The organism is Shewanella psychromarinicola, from assembly GCF_003855155.1.
In the GTDB taxonomy this organism is placed as follows: domain Bacteria; phylum Pseudomonadota; class Gammaproteobacteria; order Enterobacterales; family Shewanellaceae; genus Shewanella; species Shewanella psychromarinicola.
Genome location: NZ_CP034073.1, coordinates 4609347 through 4623721, shown reverse-complemented (window position 1 = coordinate 4623721; position 14375 = coordinate 4609347). Strand labels below are relative to the sequence as shown.

General features: G+C 41.3%; 13 protein-coding genes. 7 read left to right on the top strand and 6 right to left on the bottom strand.

What is annotated here, in order from left to right; genetic code table 11:
• Both EGC80_RS20090 and EGC80_RS20085 read left to right on the top strand, forming a co-directional pair.
• Positions 1 to 582, top strand: coding sequence for a beta-class carbonic anhydrase (locus EGC80_RS20090; protein ID WP_124011903.1), 582 nt, complete (start codon positions 1 to 3; stop codon positions 580 to 582).
• A 1297-nt stretch (positions 583 to 1879) separates the two neighbouring features.
• Positions 1880 to 2587: a hypothetical protein gene (locus tag EGC80_RS20085; protein WP_124011902.1), complete on the top strand. Its 708-nt coding sequence runs from the start codon at positions 1880 to 1882 to the stop codon at positions 2585 to 2587.
• A gap of 182 nt (positions 2588 to 2769) precedes the next feature.
• Here the strand turns inward: EGC80_RS20085 and EGC80_RS20080 are convergent, their stop codons facing one another.
• Both EGC80_RS20080 and EGC80_RS20075 read right to left on the bottom strand, forming a co-directional pair.
• Positions 2770 to 3156, bottom strand: a complete 387-nt coding sequence (locus EGC80_RS20080) for a DUF3301 domain-containing protein (protein ID WP_101032291.1) — start codon at positions 3154 to 3156, stop codon at positions 2770 to 2772.
• Positions 3153 to 4166, bottom strand: a complete 1014-nt coding sequence (locus tag EGC80_RS20075) for a DUF3549 family protein (protein WP_101032290.1) — start codon at positions 4164 to 4166, stop codon at positions 3153 to 3155. The genes EGC80_RS20080 and EGC80_RS20075 overlap by 4 nt, the downstream gene beginning before the upstream one ends.
• 48 nt (positions 4167 to 4214) lie before the next feature.
• Between EGC80_RS20075 and EGC80_RS20070 the strand changes: the two genes are divergently transcribed.
• The 5 genes from EGC80_RS20070 to purU all read left to right on the top strand — a co-directional run bounded on the left by EGC80_RS20070 (position 4215) and on the right by purU (position 8779).
• Positions 4215 to 4577: a YqcC family protein gene (locus EGC80_RS20070; RefSeq protein WP_124011901.1), complete on the top strand. Its 363-nt coding sequence runs from the start codon at positions 4215 to 4217 to the stop codon at positions 4575 to 4577.
• Positions 4578 to 4635: 58 nt separating this feature from the next.
• Complete coding sequence (gene truC / locus EGC80_RS20065) at positions 4636 to 5517, top strand: tRNA pseudouridine(65) synthase TruC (RefSeq protein WP_124011900.1); 882 nt, start codon at positions 4636 to 4638, stop codon at positions 5515 to 5517.
• Positions 5518 to 5846: 329 nt separating this feature from the next.
• Positions 5847 to 6311, top strand: a complete 465-nt coding sequence (locus EGC80_RS20060) for a flavodoxin (protein WP_124011899.1) — start codon at positions 5847 to 5849, stop codon at positions 6309 to 6311.
• Positions 6263 to 7741, top strand: a complete 1479-nt coding sequence (locus tag EGC80_RS20055) for a PTS transporter subunit EIIC (RefSeq protein ID WP_124011898.1) — start codon at positions 6263 to 6265, stop codon at positions 7739 to 7741. Before EGC80_RS20060 ends, EGC80_RS20055 begins: the two co-directional genes overlap by 49 nt.
• A gap of 165 nt (positions 7742 to 7906) precedes the next feature.
• Positions 7907 to 8779, top strand: a complete 873-nt coding sequence (gene purU, locus EGC80_RS20050; RefSeq protein WP_124011897.1) for a formyltetrahydrofolate deformylase — start codon at positions 7907 to 7909, stop codon at positions 8777 to 8779.
• A 393-nt stretch (positions 8780 to 9172) separates the two neighbouring features.
• Here the strand turns inward: purU and EGC80_RS20045 are convergent, their stop codons facing one another.
• From EGC80_RS20045 to map, 4 genes are all read right to left on the bottom strand, one after another.
• Positions 9173 to 9517 (bottom strand): DUF3718 domain-containing protein, encoded by a 345-nt coding sequence (locus EGC80_RS20045; RefSeq protein ID WP_124011896.1) that lies wholly within the window; start codon positions 9515 to 9517, stop codon positions 9173 to 9175.
• A 267-nt stretch (positions 9518 to 9784) separates the two neighbouring features.
• Positions 9785 to 10609, bottom strand: a complete 825-nt coding sequence (gene dapD, locus EGC80_RS20040; protein WP_101032284.1) for a 2,3,4,5-tetrahydropyridine-2,6-dicarboxylate N-succinyltransferase — start codon at positions 10607 to 10609, stop codon at positions 9785 to 9787.
• Between the two features lie 50 nt (positions 10610 to 10659).
• Positions 10660 to 13233: a bifunctional uridylyltransferase/uridylyl-removing protein GlnD gene (gene glnD / locus EGC80_RS20035; protein ID WP_124011895.1), complete on the bottom strand. Its 2574-nt coding sequence runs from the start codon at positions 13231 to 13233 to the stop codon at positions 10660 to 10662.
• A 24-nt stretch (positions 13234 to 13257) separates the two neighbouring features.
• Complete coding sequence (map, locus tag EGC80_RS20030) at positions 13258 to 14055, bottom strand: type I methionyl aminopeptidase (RefSeq protein WP_124011894.1); 798 nt, start codon at positions 14053 to 14055, stop codon at positions 13258 to 13260.
• Positions 14056 to 14375: the final 320 nt, after the last annotated feature.

Genomic DNA, 14375 nt, shown 5'->3' with positions numbered 1-14375 from the left:
GTGAGTAAAATAGTACAAGAAATAACATCAGCAAATGCTGATTATGTAGCTGGTTTTGGGGATAAAGGCAATTTGCCAATGCCTCCTGGCAGGCAGTTTGCCATCCTGACATGTATGGACGCACGTTTAGATCCTGCTAAATATGCAGGTCTTGCCGAAGGTGATGCCCATGTAATTCGTAACGCAGGCGGCAGAGCAAGTGATGATGCTATCCGTTCATTAGTCATTTCTTACAAATTACTTGGCACAAAAGAATGGTTTGTTATTCATCATACAGATTGCGGAATGGAAACATTTAATAATGAGATAATGGCTGATTTGTTGTCTGCAAGTCTAAAAACATCAAGTGTTGACGGATCAGGCTGGCATGATAGTCATGCTGGTGGTGGCACTACAGACGGCAAGTTTATTGAGTGGCTGACTATTAGTGATCAAGCTAAAAGCGTGTTATCTGATGTAGAAAGAATTAGAAATAATTCAATGGTGCCAAGTGATATCCCTATTTATGGTTATATTTATGATTGTAAAACGGGGAGTCTTGTTGAGGTTCCTGAAGCAACAGAAGCGGGAAAGGCAAGTTAGAACCTAACAAAGCAAATTCACTCGGATGATTAAAAAAACGGTGCGGCTTTCACTGCAGCCACACCGCTTTTAGCTGTCGATGATTTGCAGCGTTAAGCATATTTTTCTCAGCAACATTTCTCGAGTGAGGATCTTCGTTTAATTTATTTTTGTCCAAGCATGACTTGTCGAAAATAGGCCCGCGAAATTATCCTTGTGTTAGATTCTAGGGCGGACGCTGTCCTTCGAGGACGCTTCGATTCTAGGATCTAGGACTTAAGATCTAGGAATCGTGATATTAAAAGGGAGTCACCATCATCTTCAATCACTGCCTTGATCCGTTACCCTACGACAGCTTTGAAACGAGCATCTTGAAGTGGCTTGGGTATACCCGTTATTAGCGTATTACGGTTGCTCTCGTGATTTGCTGGTTTGCCGCACTCATCAATACCAACTCTCCTTCGGTTATATGGATTAAGGTTAAGCAAAATAGCGGATTTAAGCCAGGGTTTGAGCTGTTTGCTGGTTTAGGATGTTTAGTTAATAGTAATCGTTAACTAGATGTTTACCTTTTTTGCCTGCCGCCTTGTGAGATATATCTCACAAAGTGTGTGAGCCGAACCACCTAATTGATAGCTTATATGTCTGCTGAAAATTTAATTTATTGATTTTGTTCATTATTTTAATTTATGTTGTCTGTGAAATATTTTAATCATTTACAGGTACCTGTTTACGTCTAGGTAAATGAATTATTATTTATCTCGTTCCTAGGGAAGGGACATTACAAGGTAGTAAAGCGGTCGTGGAAGACCATGAGTATATGGATATAATGGACGGTATTAAGTTTCAGGATGAAACGTTAGGCTTGCTCAATGGACGCAATAGCGGATTAAGCGGGTTTTATAACATTATCAGGATGATAGTGTGCAATGGATGCCAGATTGTACGCAAATGATTTGCGACAGGATAGAGTAAGAATTTCATGGATGATATAAGGACACGCTTAGGATGGAGCAGGCTCGGTAAAAGGATAATCGAGTAAGAGGGAAAGTACTTTATTGTACATGGAACATCAAGGATTGAACAAGGATAGAGCAGGAAGCAAGCGATACGTATGGATGGTGCAGGGAGCACATTTATAGCTGGAAAGCTTAACAAGAGATCAAGAGGCCGCGGCAGTTACTGTCGCGGCCTTTCTTTTGCTTTTTTTCCGTGATGACTGGAACTTATCGTTGTTATGTTGTCAAATTGTAAACACTATGATGTTTGAACTTAAGCATGACGTTAGGTTGATATTGGGTTTGACTAAGGAGAAAACATGAAGCTGTTTAAATTAGTGATGGCGATGAGTCTTGGTTTTATTTGCTATAGCGCTAATGCCGAGGTGACTCCAGAGGAGCAACAATGGGTTGAGCAGGCATTAAGCGATATTAATCATAATACCGATGACTCAAATGTACGTTGGCAATACGCACAGCATACGGTGATGCCTGACTTAACACGGATAGAGCAATTTGATGCTTCACAGCCTGAAACACAACGATGGACGTTAGTGTCTGAAAATGGTGAAACACCGGATAAAAAACGTGTAGACAAATATCAACAACATCAACAAGATCTTAATCAAGACAAAGATGAAAACAGTCATGAAGTGGCATTTTCTGATCTTATTGATGTAACCACACTTGTATTTGTTGGTGATGATGACTCCAACCTAGTGTTTAAATTTGTACCCAATATTGAAGAACTCGATAATGAAGCCCTAACTGGCGTGCTTTATTTAGATAAAGCGTCTAAGCAGTTAAGAAAAATTTTGATCAGCAATACCGATGAGTTGAATCCGGCATTTACCGTCACGCTGACTAAATTTGAATTAGAGTTGGTATTTGGTGTTTTTGAAGGTTTAGTGATGCCTGAACATACATCAACCATCATTAACGGTACTGCGGCAATTTTTAAATCTCTTGATAGCATCCAAACGGTGACTTATCTCGATTATAAAGTGATTGATAAGCCTAAAGCCTAATGGCGAGATCGATAATGCATTTCCTTTGTCGGTAAATCGGGTCGACAATAAAAACGCTATTTTGCTCATGAATGGCAAAATAGCGATAAATGAACCTCAACTCGGGAAGAGGTGAGCTTACTCGGTAAAAGCGGCTTGACGTGCCCTTATAATGCTTAAATGAACCTTACTCATTTGACTCACTAGTTGCATTTGCCTGAACCGCAACTTTTACTGCTGCCGCATCCGCCAAATTTACCACTGGCCATAGGGGCATCCATCCATTCTGGTTCTGGAAAAATGGGCCATTCGATTTTTTTTACACGATTACCATGCATTAAAATATGGCCTTGATATTGGTTGAGGCCATCGGTACTAAATTCGAACATAAATGTTGCTTTCCAACAGATACCGGTACTGCCACCGATGCTTGGACGGGCTGACACCATTGCAATAGCGAGCAATTGTACATTTTGTTTTTTACAGGCTTGTTCTGTAAGGGTCCTGCTTAACTCTGCCATTTGTCTTAGCTGCCAAAAAAAAGCCGCTACCACGACTAAAGCAACAATTAATAAAAAATCACTCATCATAGGCTGGTTGCTCTAAATAATCCGCCAATAGCGGTTGCTAATTGAACGCTTCTGTCTGGATGCCTTAAGTCGGCTAATAATCCTTGACGCAAGCTAGGTATTGCCACGATATCAGCAAAAACTTGATTAAAGAAGGGCTGTGGCTGTTTTGCTAGCGCTTCCAAATAGTGTTTACGAATGGCATCATCTTTTAAGGCTAACCAATTACGTGCCGCAATGGTTATTAGCGTGTTGTTGTCTAACCCTCGTTGGTCATTTAACTGATTAATCGCTGTCATACTGTATTGAACATCAGACGCCAATGCCGCTAAATACATAACTTTTATATGATCTTCAGCTTGTTCTAATTGGTTAAATAAATGCTCTGCAAGGCGTTTACCAATATTAATGTGTTCTAAGCATTGGCAAAGTGCGGCTTGCACTTCCATTGGAGCATGATCAAGTGCGTTAATCATGTCATTAAGATGGTTAAATTGATGTGCGCGAACGCAAATATCGGCTAAACCTTGTAAACCCAGTTGTGGCCAAGTGTCTTGTGCTGCTTGACCAGACAAATATTGTGCGGCAAATTCATATTGGCTCGATGCAGCTTGGCCAAGTTGAAGCCTGACTAATGCATTAAATAATGCCAATTTGTGCTGATTAGGCTTAAAGCTAAAAGGATGATTGGCTAATTGCTCTTGCTGCTCATCCGTTAATTCTTGGGTTGGATTACGCCCTAGCGCTTCTAAGATCATCTTAATAAACTGAGTCCGCGGCGCCGGTGATAATAGGCCTTGCTCATCTAACGGTAATTTTACAAACCAAATATAAGGTAATTGCTGTTGTTGCCAAAATACGATAGCAAACTGCGCATGACCTTGAATGGGATAAGGATATGGCGCCAGTAAAGAGTCAATTTGCTGAAAGGCGACCATATCGATATGTTGCACCCGGCGACCTAAATCATATATTTGGAATTGAGTATTTGCGGTCGTTAGAAACTGGCTTAAGGTGGTTATTTCGGTCATGGTGTTGTCACTAAATCAAAGAAGTTGGATGGGTATTCAATTGACTAAATGATATCATATTCCGACTTAGCCTTGATGTTGTTGTTCACTTTTATGCTTTATTTAACCAGTAAAAATCATTTAATTAAATTAGAACAATTGCTTAAGGATTTTCAGCTTTGGTCTGATATTTCACCATCTGTATCTGCTATGACCAGCACGGCGCCATTTTGCTGCGATGTAATGGCATTTGAGCAATGGCTGCAGTTTATTTTCATTCCCAAAATGACTGAGCTTATTGTGCTGCGACAACCTTTGCCAACCAATATGGCCTTGGCTCCAATGGCTGAACATGTGTGGCAAAGTAAGCCCCATGGTAGTGTTATGATTACCCAGCTACAACAATTTGACGCCTTGCTAAGTCAGCGTTAAGCGAACTACCCATAAACGTCATCACATTTGGCCAATACAAAATAAGAAAGTGATAAACATGATCTCAAAAGATAACGATGTTGAATACTCATTGGATAATGATGACTTATGTGATCAAAGAAGCTCAGACGACATTGATGATGCCTCTGCTGCAGACACCGAACACGATGACGACTTACCGCCTCCTCATATCGATATATTATTTGAAGACGAGCATATTGTAGCGATACATAAACCGGCGGGTTTATTAGTTCATCGCAGTTATTTAGCCCGTAGAGAGCGCTTTTTTGCGATGCAGATGACCCGTGATTTGGTGGGGTGCCATGTTTTTCCGGTGCACCGCCTTGATCGACCTACATCTGGAGTGTTGCTGTTTGCTAAATCCAGTGAGGTGGCCCGGCTGTTGTGTGAACAATTTGCCGATCACAGTATTAAGAAGCAATACTTAGCCATCGTTCGTGGCAACATGCATGAGTCTGGTATCTTAGATTATGCCCTTAAACAAGAGTTTGATGATTTGGGCGATAAGCATGTTGATCCCAATAAAGCGGCACAAGAAGCGGTGACGGATTATCAACCATTATTGAATACCGAAATACCTTTTAGTTCAGGTCGCTATCCAACTAGTCGTTACGGATTGGTAAGACTCAGTCCCCACACAGGGCGAAAGCATCAGTTACGTCGCCATATGGCGCACTTACGTCATCCAATAGTCGGTGATACCACCCATGGCGATGGCAAGCAAAATAAGTTTTTTCGTGAGCACTTCCATGTTAATCGCCTATGGCTCATAGCCAAAAGCTTACAGTTTGTGCATCCTGTAACGCAGCAAGCAATGCACATAGAGACGGAACTAGAGTCTGAGTGGTTAGATATTTTCAGCGAGTTTGGCTGGGGTGATGATCAATTATCATCGATACCAAGTATCTTATTAAGCTAATTCATTCGATCAGCCAGCAAGGCTTTGAGTTTTTCAAATTCCGCGATGGGCGGTAAGCTCTCGTGTTGCTTTTGCTCCATGTGGAAATAATAGTTGCGGCGAATGTGGGCGAATTTGTGTTGGAGTTTTAATTTTCGCTTTCTGCTCAGTTGTCGCATCGTCTTGGTTCCGTTACTGCGTTGCTTTATATTAAACCAACCTGCGTTGGGCGGTCCAATTAAACAACATACTATAAAAGACACTTGCGAGAGACCAAAAGAATACAGTAAGGTAAGTTATTAAGACTCAAGGTATTTTATATCGCATTTCATTTAAGGGGAAAGTATACCATGAAAAAGGTCAACGTTGTTTTTGGTACCGTTTATGGTAGTGCACAATTTACAGCTGAAACAGTGACTAAGGCAATTGCAACGTTAGGTTTTACCACTAAACTTTGGCAACCTAATGAATTATCTGGTTTTGTACCTCCTCAAGATGAGCTATTGATTATCGTGTCTTCAACCACTGGCGAAGGGGAGGTACCTGAAGATATTTTTCCTTGGTTTAACGAGCTTAAATCCAGTGCACCGTATTTACCATTATTGCAATACAGCCTAATAGGATTAGGTGATTCAAGTTATGACACTTTTTGCGGGGCTATTAAGCAATTTGATCAATTGTTAACAGAGCTAGGAGCCACACCGCTTACTGAACGATTAGAGATTGATGCCTGTGAAACGATGGAACCAGAAACAGAAGCTAAAAAATGGATAGCCAGTTGGCACAACGCCGTCACATCGGAAAACGTAGTGTAAATTTTATTACCCAGCAGTGGTTTAAGTTTGCCCAGCGCCTAAGCCAGGCGCTATTGATCCCGATTGCGATCTTGCCTGCAGCAGGGGTAATGCTAGGCTTAACTGTCAATCCATTGTCATTTATTCCGCCAGAATTAAATACTGTGTTGTTTGCAGTAGGTAATCTGGTATTTACTATGATGCCTTTATTATTTAGTGTCGCGGTGGCCATCGGATTTTGTCGAGATCAAGGCATTGCCGCATTTTCTGCCGTGTTTGGTTTTGGGGTGTTTTTATCCACCATGGGTGCCCTGACCGACATATATGGTTTAGTCTCACGGCCACTGTGGGGCATGCAAACTATTGATACCGGTATTGCGGGTGGAATGTTAGTTGGGGCAATCACTTGCCTAGCGGTTAGAATCAGTCAACATGTTAAATTACCGGCTATTTTTTCATTTTTTGAAGGCCGTCGTAGTGCACCCATAATTGTTATTCCTCTGTCTATGGTGCTGGCCTATTTGCTGGTCCATGTCTGGCCGCCTTTGTCGCATGTTATTGAAAATCTTTCTGATTGGTCTGTATACCAAGATCCCGCCATTGCGTTTGGTGTTTATGGCACCGTTGAACGTTTATTAATTCCACTCGGATTACATCATATTTGGAATGCGCCATTTTATCTTGAAGTAGGACAGTACATTAACCAAGGCACCGTGGTAAAAGGTGAGGTGGCTCGTTATTTAGCCGGTGATCCGTTGGCGGGAAATCTCGCCGGAGGTTACTTAATTAAAATGTGGGGCTTACCTGCTGCAGCGCTAGCTATTTGGCGTTGCGCAGATAAACCTCAGCGCAATCGGGTTGCAGGGATTATGTTATCTGCGGCTACGGCAAGTTGGTTGACTGGAGTGACCGAGCCAATAGAATTTGCCTTTATGTTTGTCGCGCCCATTCTCTTTATTGTGCATGCATTACTGACCGGTATTGCTTATAGCGTGTGTATTTTACTCGAAGTACATCACAGCATTGTGTTTTCCCATGGCTTAGTCGATTTTAGTTTATTGTTTTCTCGCTCTGCCAATACCCATTGGATCTGGTTGCTTGGGCCGCTGACAGCATTAATCTATTACGCTATCTTCAGGGCCAGTATTTTAGCCTTTAATTTAAAAACACCAGGACGAATAGAGCCAAGTCATCACCCTGCAGAGCCAAAAGAGAGTTTACGCGCGATGATTTCAGCCTTAGGTGGTCGCGAGAATATTGTTGAGATTAATGCGTGTTTAACCCGCTTACGTATTAGTGTTAATCAAGCTGATTTAATCGATAAAGCGAGATTAATGCGTTTAGGGGCCAAAGGCGTGGTGGTCATGGGCAAAGGCGTACAAGTGGTCTATGGCACCAAGGCTGAAACACTGCGTAAATTACTGCAAAAATATCTAGACTCTCGACGTTAGCTCGGATGGTTGTAGCATTTTTGATTCACTTGTAGTGCATTTTTGAGGTTTTTGTTTTTAAACAAACCTTTTTTATCTTTTATGAGTCATTCCCATTAAAAACATCCCCCAAATTTGTATTTCAATGGCACACTGTTAGGCCGTCATTTAACAGGAGTTGTACGCGTGAGCCATCAAGATAAAACCATTATTAATCCAGCCAAATTACAGCGAAAAGTGTTGATAACCGATTGTGCTGATGCTCAGGGGTTAATTGCCAAAATCACCAACGTTTGTTTCGCTCATCAATTAAATATTATTAAAAACACCGAATTCGTTGACCATACTCAAGGTCGCTTTTTTATGCGCGCAGAGCTTGAAGGCCTGTTTGATGATGAGCGCCTATTAACTGAATTACGTGATGTCTTGCCTGCTCAAAATCGCATGAGGCTAGTCGATACGGGTAAAAAGCGCATTGTTATCATGGTGACCAAAGAAGCGCATTGTTTAGGTGATATTTTAATGAAGTCTTATTACGGCGGCTTAGATGTTGAGATTGCTGCTGTAGTGGGTAATTATGATGTGCTGCAACAATTAACTGAAAAGTTTAATATTCCATTTCATTATGTTAGCCATGAAGGCTTAAATCGCCAGGAACATGAGCAGGCGATGTTAGCGGTGATTAAACCTTATGATACCGACTTTTTAGTGTTAGCTAAATATATGCGAGTGCTAACGCCTGAGTTTGTGTCAGCATTTCCAGATAAAATTATTAATATTCATCATTCGTTTCTGCCGGCTTTTATTGGTGCATCACCTTACAAACAAGCCTGGGATCGCGGTGTTAAAATCATCGGTGCCACCGCTCATTTCGTGAATAACAATCTTGATGAAGGGCCTATTATTAAACAAGATGTGATTTCGGTTGACCACAGCTTTAGCGCTGAAGAGTTAGCTCATAATGGCCGTGATGTTGAAAAAAGTGTATTAAGCAAAGCATTGCAATTAGTTCTCAACGAGCAAGTTGTGGTGTACGGTAATAAGACCGTAGTATTTTAAAATAAAGTGTTTTAAAGCACAGCATCTAAATCATAGCATTGCAGCAATAACATTTTTAACCAAGATGATTTACCGACTCAAACAATCGCTTTTTAGGATTAGTATTTAAAAATAGACTAAAAATTCATTGCGTTGCAATGACGGTACTCGATGTTTGACTAGGCTTCAGGGGGGAGGCATTGCAACTCTCTTATTAATGGTCATTTAACGCTTATTAATGTTGATAGACTCATTTTTAGATGCATTTTAGCGCCTAGAGCCGCATCCCTGCGGCGCTATAGATTATGAATTTAGCTTGGTGATTTATAGGGGTAAATATTGGCTTAGGTGTATATGGGTTAATACGGATTGTCTTCATTGTTAGGTGGTTAAGGGTTATTACAAGTATTATTGTTAATAGCGAACATCATATAAAGGCTGGGTCTCACCTAGATAAGCTAAGTCACGAATGCTGACATGAGCTTCGGCATAGGGCGCAATTAAACGGGCTGTTTTATCGGCATTGCGACTAAGGGTAAATTGATGAAAACTTTCGCCGTTACAAACGAGGCGAGGAAAGATCCTAGCCTTATTGATACGATAGCTTTTCATTGTGTCATTAAATTGGAATACCTTATTGCTAGCGCCAGCTTTACAGACGGCAATTAAGGTGTTTTCTACATTGGGATCCATAGCAGCTTGGCTGTTCATTGACCAAAGTGATAAGGATAAGGCTGTAAGTACGATAATAGTTTTCATAGTGACTCCTTTACCTAACCTTTAAAGTAAAGGCCATTTTCACCTAGAAATGAAGTGTAATTGGTGTCACTTTGTGTAACAAACCCCCCTCAGTTCGACAAAATGTAACTGGGAGTAACAAATCGTGTCGCATTCAGAGTGTCGCCACATAACTAGTTGAAAGAAAAGGGCTTATTTTTTATTATCATGTTTTTTCTAGTGAATAAAAGCTAATTGTATGAAAAGGCTCAATAATTCATTGAGCCTTATTATTTCATCAAAGATCAATTAATCAACGATCCGTAATAGTTCATTGATCCCGACTTTACCACGGGTTTTCGCATCGACCTTTTTAACAATAATCGCCGCATATAAGCTGTAAGTGCCACAAGCCGATGGCAAGTTACCTGATACCACAACCGATCCTGCTGGAATGCGACCATAATGCACTTGGCCGGTTTCGCGATCAAAAATTCGGGTGCTTTGACCAATGTAAACGCCCATTGAAATCACGCTACCTTCTTCAACCACCACACCCTCAACGATTTCGCTGCGAGCGCCAATAAAGCAGTTGTCTTCAATGATGGTTGGGCCAGCTTGTAACGGCTCTAATACACCACCGATCCCAACCCCACCAGATAAGTGAACGTTTTTACCAATCTGTGCGCAGGAACCAACCGTTGCCCATGTATCAACCATAGTGCCTTCATCAACATAAGCGCCTAAGTTAACGTAAGATGGCATTAATACAGTATTTTTACCGATAAATGAGCCTTTACGAACGGTTGCGGGTGGCACAACACGGATCCCTTCTGCTTTAAAACGAGCTTCGTCATAATCGGCAAATTTCTGCGGGACTTTGTCGAAATACTTGGTGTCACCACCGTCAATCACGCTGTTATCAAAGATGCGAAAAGACAGTAGTACGGCTTTTTTGAGCCATTGGTGGACATGCCATTCACCAGCAATTTTTTCTGCAACACGAACTTGGCCTTTATCGAGCATATTGATCACGGTTTCAACATCGGCGCGAACACTTGGTTCTACGTTAGATGGTGAGATGTTTTGACGTGTTTCGAATGCTGTTTCAATGCGTTGGCGTAAAGCCTCCATTGTTTTCTCCCGGTATTAAATGATTAGTAGCATAATAGTAAGGTTAAAAATTAGTTAGATGATTTTAGTGCAAGTGTTAGCGCAGCAGACAATTGCTGTTGTTGTTGCTCATCTAGGGCTGAAGCACTTTGGTTTTGTAAAATAAAAAAGTCTTCTGCACGTTCACCAATAGTGGTAATTTTAGCCGCCAATAGTGTCACATTACAACGATAGAGAATGTCACCGACTTTGGCCAATAGGCCAGGCGTGTCTAAGGTGATTAATTCCATCATACTTGTACCATGGCGAGCACTGGGTAAGAAACTCACATGAGTGGCAACATTAAAAGGTTTCATGATCCGGGCTAATTTTCTAAACTTCGGCAGTTTTGGGTTTTCAGTAGCCAAGGCTTTTTCGAGTGCTTTACGGATACTTTGAATGCGCGATAATTGGATAATCGGTTCGCCATCTTGTTCTAAAATCACAAAGGTGTCGAGTGCATAATCATCTTTTGATGTCATGATGTTAGCGTCATGAACATTGATATTTTTATTGTCTAAAACCGTCATCACGGTGGCAAAAAGTTTGGGTTTATCTTTGCTGTAGACAAAGAGTTCTGTACCACCTCGAGTGGTATGCTTTGACATTAACACTAATGGCTCGTCGTGATGATGTTTTAAAATGGCTTCTGCGTGCCAAGCCACTTGAGTCGGTTGATGGCGTAAAAAGTATTCTGCTTTGAAACGTGTCCAGAGTGCATCCATGTCTTTTTCTTTTAGGCCACGACGAATAAGTTCTTTTTTAGCTTTGGCTTGGATCTCTTTAACTCGCGCTTTAACATCGACTGGTTTTTCTTTACCCCGAGCTAATACTCTTTGGGTTGAAAAATACAAATCGCGCAGCAATGATCCTTTCCAATTATTCCACGTTTTCTCATTGGTGGCACAGATGTCGGCGACAGTGAGGCAATATAAATAACTTAAATGCGCTGCGTCGCGGACTTTTTCAGCAAACAGTGCAACCACTTCTGGATCGGAAATATCTCTGCGTTGAGCTGTGATCGACATCACGAGGTGATTTTCAACTAACCATGCCACTAAACGTCCGTCATGGTCATTCATGCCATGTAATTTACAGAAATCGATGGCATCTTTTGAGCCTAATTTGCTGTGATCGCCGCCACGGCCTTTGGCAATATCATGAAAAATTGCCCCGAGTACCAATAAACCTCTTTTCGGTAATTGATTAATTAAGATGGCGCCCAGTGGGAATTCATCTTTTTGTTCAACGTGTGAAAATCGGTCAATATTGAGCAGTAATCTATGGGTGTGTTCATCAACGGTATAGGCATGAAATAAATCAAATTGCATCTGGCCTTCAATCTTGCGCCAAGCCGGTAAGTAAGACGATAAAATACCGTGTTGGTGCATTAATGAAAATGCAGCAATACCTCGTGGATGTTTTAGGATCTCCATAAACACTTTTCGACACGCGGGGTTTTCCTGTAAGGGTGATGTTAGTGATCTACGAGTATTACGCAATAATCTTAACGTGGGCGCATAGATTTCTTGGATATTGGAATTTTTAGCCACCAGTAGAAATAAACGTAATATTTCTTCGTTATGACAGCTAAACAAATCGTCATCCAACACTTCGATATAACGACCTCGACGTTGATAAACCTCACTAATGGGCTGTATTTCTAACGCTTGAGTGTGACCTAATGTGGCGCGCTTAAACAATTGCAGCAGCATCTGATTAAGCTCCATCACGCGGCGCACCGTGCGATAGTAGCGTTTCATCATCTGCTCGACGGCTAATTGGGTTGCATCTTCGTAACCTAATAAACTGGCGATTTGTCGTTGTAAATCGAACAATAAACGGTTTTCGTTACGATTAGCGGTGATGTGGAGTGCAAAACGGATTTCCCACAGAAAATTTTGGCATTCCAGTAATTCAGCTAATTCGGCTGGCGCTAGAAAATCGTGCTCGACTAAATCTTCTAATTTAGCAGCATCAAAATGGCGCATCGCGACCCATGCTATGGTCTGAATATCGCGTAATCCGCCAGGGCAGGTTTTAATGTTAGGTTCTAAATCAAAGGCACTGGCTTTACTGTGGCGCGCGGTTTGTTCATCTTTCTTGGCGTTATAAAAGTCATAAGAGGGCCAAAAGTCTTGTTGACGGACGGCGTCATATAACACGTCAAATAGGAATTCACTGCCGGTGAGTAATCTGGCTTCGATCAGATTGGTCGCAATGGTGATGTCTGCTTTGCCTTGCTCAATGGTTTGCGAGATAGTGCGAACACTGTGGCCTATCTCAAGCCCAGTATCCCAAAGATAAGTAATAAGTTGACTCAGCTGGTTTTCAATCTCTGGCGATAGTTGTTCATCGTCAACTAAAAACAGTAAGTCAATGTCTGAATGTGGATGCAGCTCACCACGGCCATAGCCGCCAACGGCAACGAGGGCAAGATGACCATTATTTAATGAGAAATCTTGCCAAGCTTGCATTAGTAAAGCATCAACAAATTGACAACGGTGTTTAACAATATCAACAATAGGATGTTTTGCTGTGTATTGCTCAACTAAGCGCTGGTTTAAGTCAATTAATGCGTTTTTGGCGGCCAGCGCAGTATTCATTGATGTCCTTACTAATTTAAGTCTTTAGTGGTTAATGATCCGTGGGAAGTCTTCTTCTTCACGCAAAGTTAACACTTCTACACCGGTTTGGGTCACTAACAGTGTATGTTCCCACTGTGCTGAATTCTTACCATCAGAGGTCGTGACCGTCCAATTATCATTTTTATCCAATACTGTAGTATGACGACCAGCATTGATCATTGGCTCGATCGTAAAGCACATACCCGGTCTTAGCACGATTTTATCATTATTCTTATAATGAACAACTTGAGGTTCTTCGTGGAACCCTGTGCCAATACCGTGACCACAATAATCTTGTACGATGGAGTACTTATCAAGCCCTGTTTTGCTTGTCTTAATGAATTTTTCGATGGTTGTGCCAATTTCACCTAATTTTAAACCAGGTCGTACTTTACGAATGGCTAAATACAAGCTTTCTTGGGCAATGCGACTCAAACGTTTGTCTTTTGCTGACACTTCGCCGATTAAAAACATTTTTGAGCTATCACCATGATAACCGTCTTTGATGACAGTAATATCAAGGTTGATCATATCGCCATCTTTTAAGACGTATTCACAAGGGATACCGTGGCAGACGACTTCGTTAACCGAGGTACAAATAGACTTCGGAAATCCGTGGTAATTCAATGGCGCAGAAATAGCCCCTTGTTCTTCGGTATATTGAGCACAAATCTCATTTAATTCATTTGTGGTCACTCCTGCCTTAACATGTGGGGCCACTATTTCTAATACTTGCGCCGCTAATTTACCCGCTGCACGCATCTTTATTATTTCGTCTGCATTTTTGATCACAATACTCATGAAAACTCTCTATCCTTTGACGGTCAAAATAGGCATGTTTTATCCAAGGTTTTACGGCAAAAAGTTGTATTTACATGCCGTTTATGGTATAAAGCGCGCCGTTATGTGTAAAATCGTTGTTGTACGGTTCGAGTTAATATGATGTCAATCGCGGCTTTTTTAAGCTAGATATACATCTTGTTCGGCAAATCGTAAAATATTGCGGTCATTATACATGGCAATTAACTTAAATACTAAATCACACACGTATCGACACATTTTTCGGGGTGCTTTCTCATTCTTAACGGAAGTTAGAAAGTCGAGACATGGGATGCGTGGAG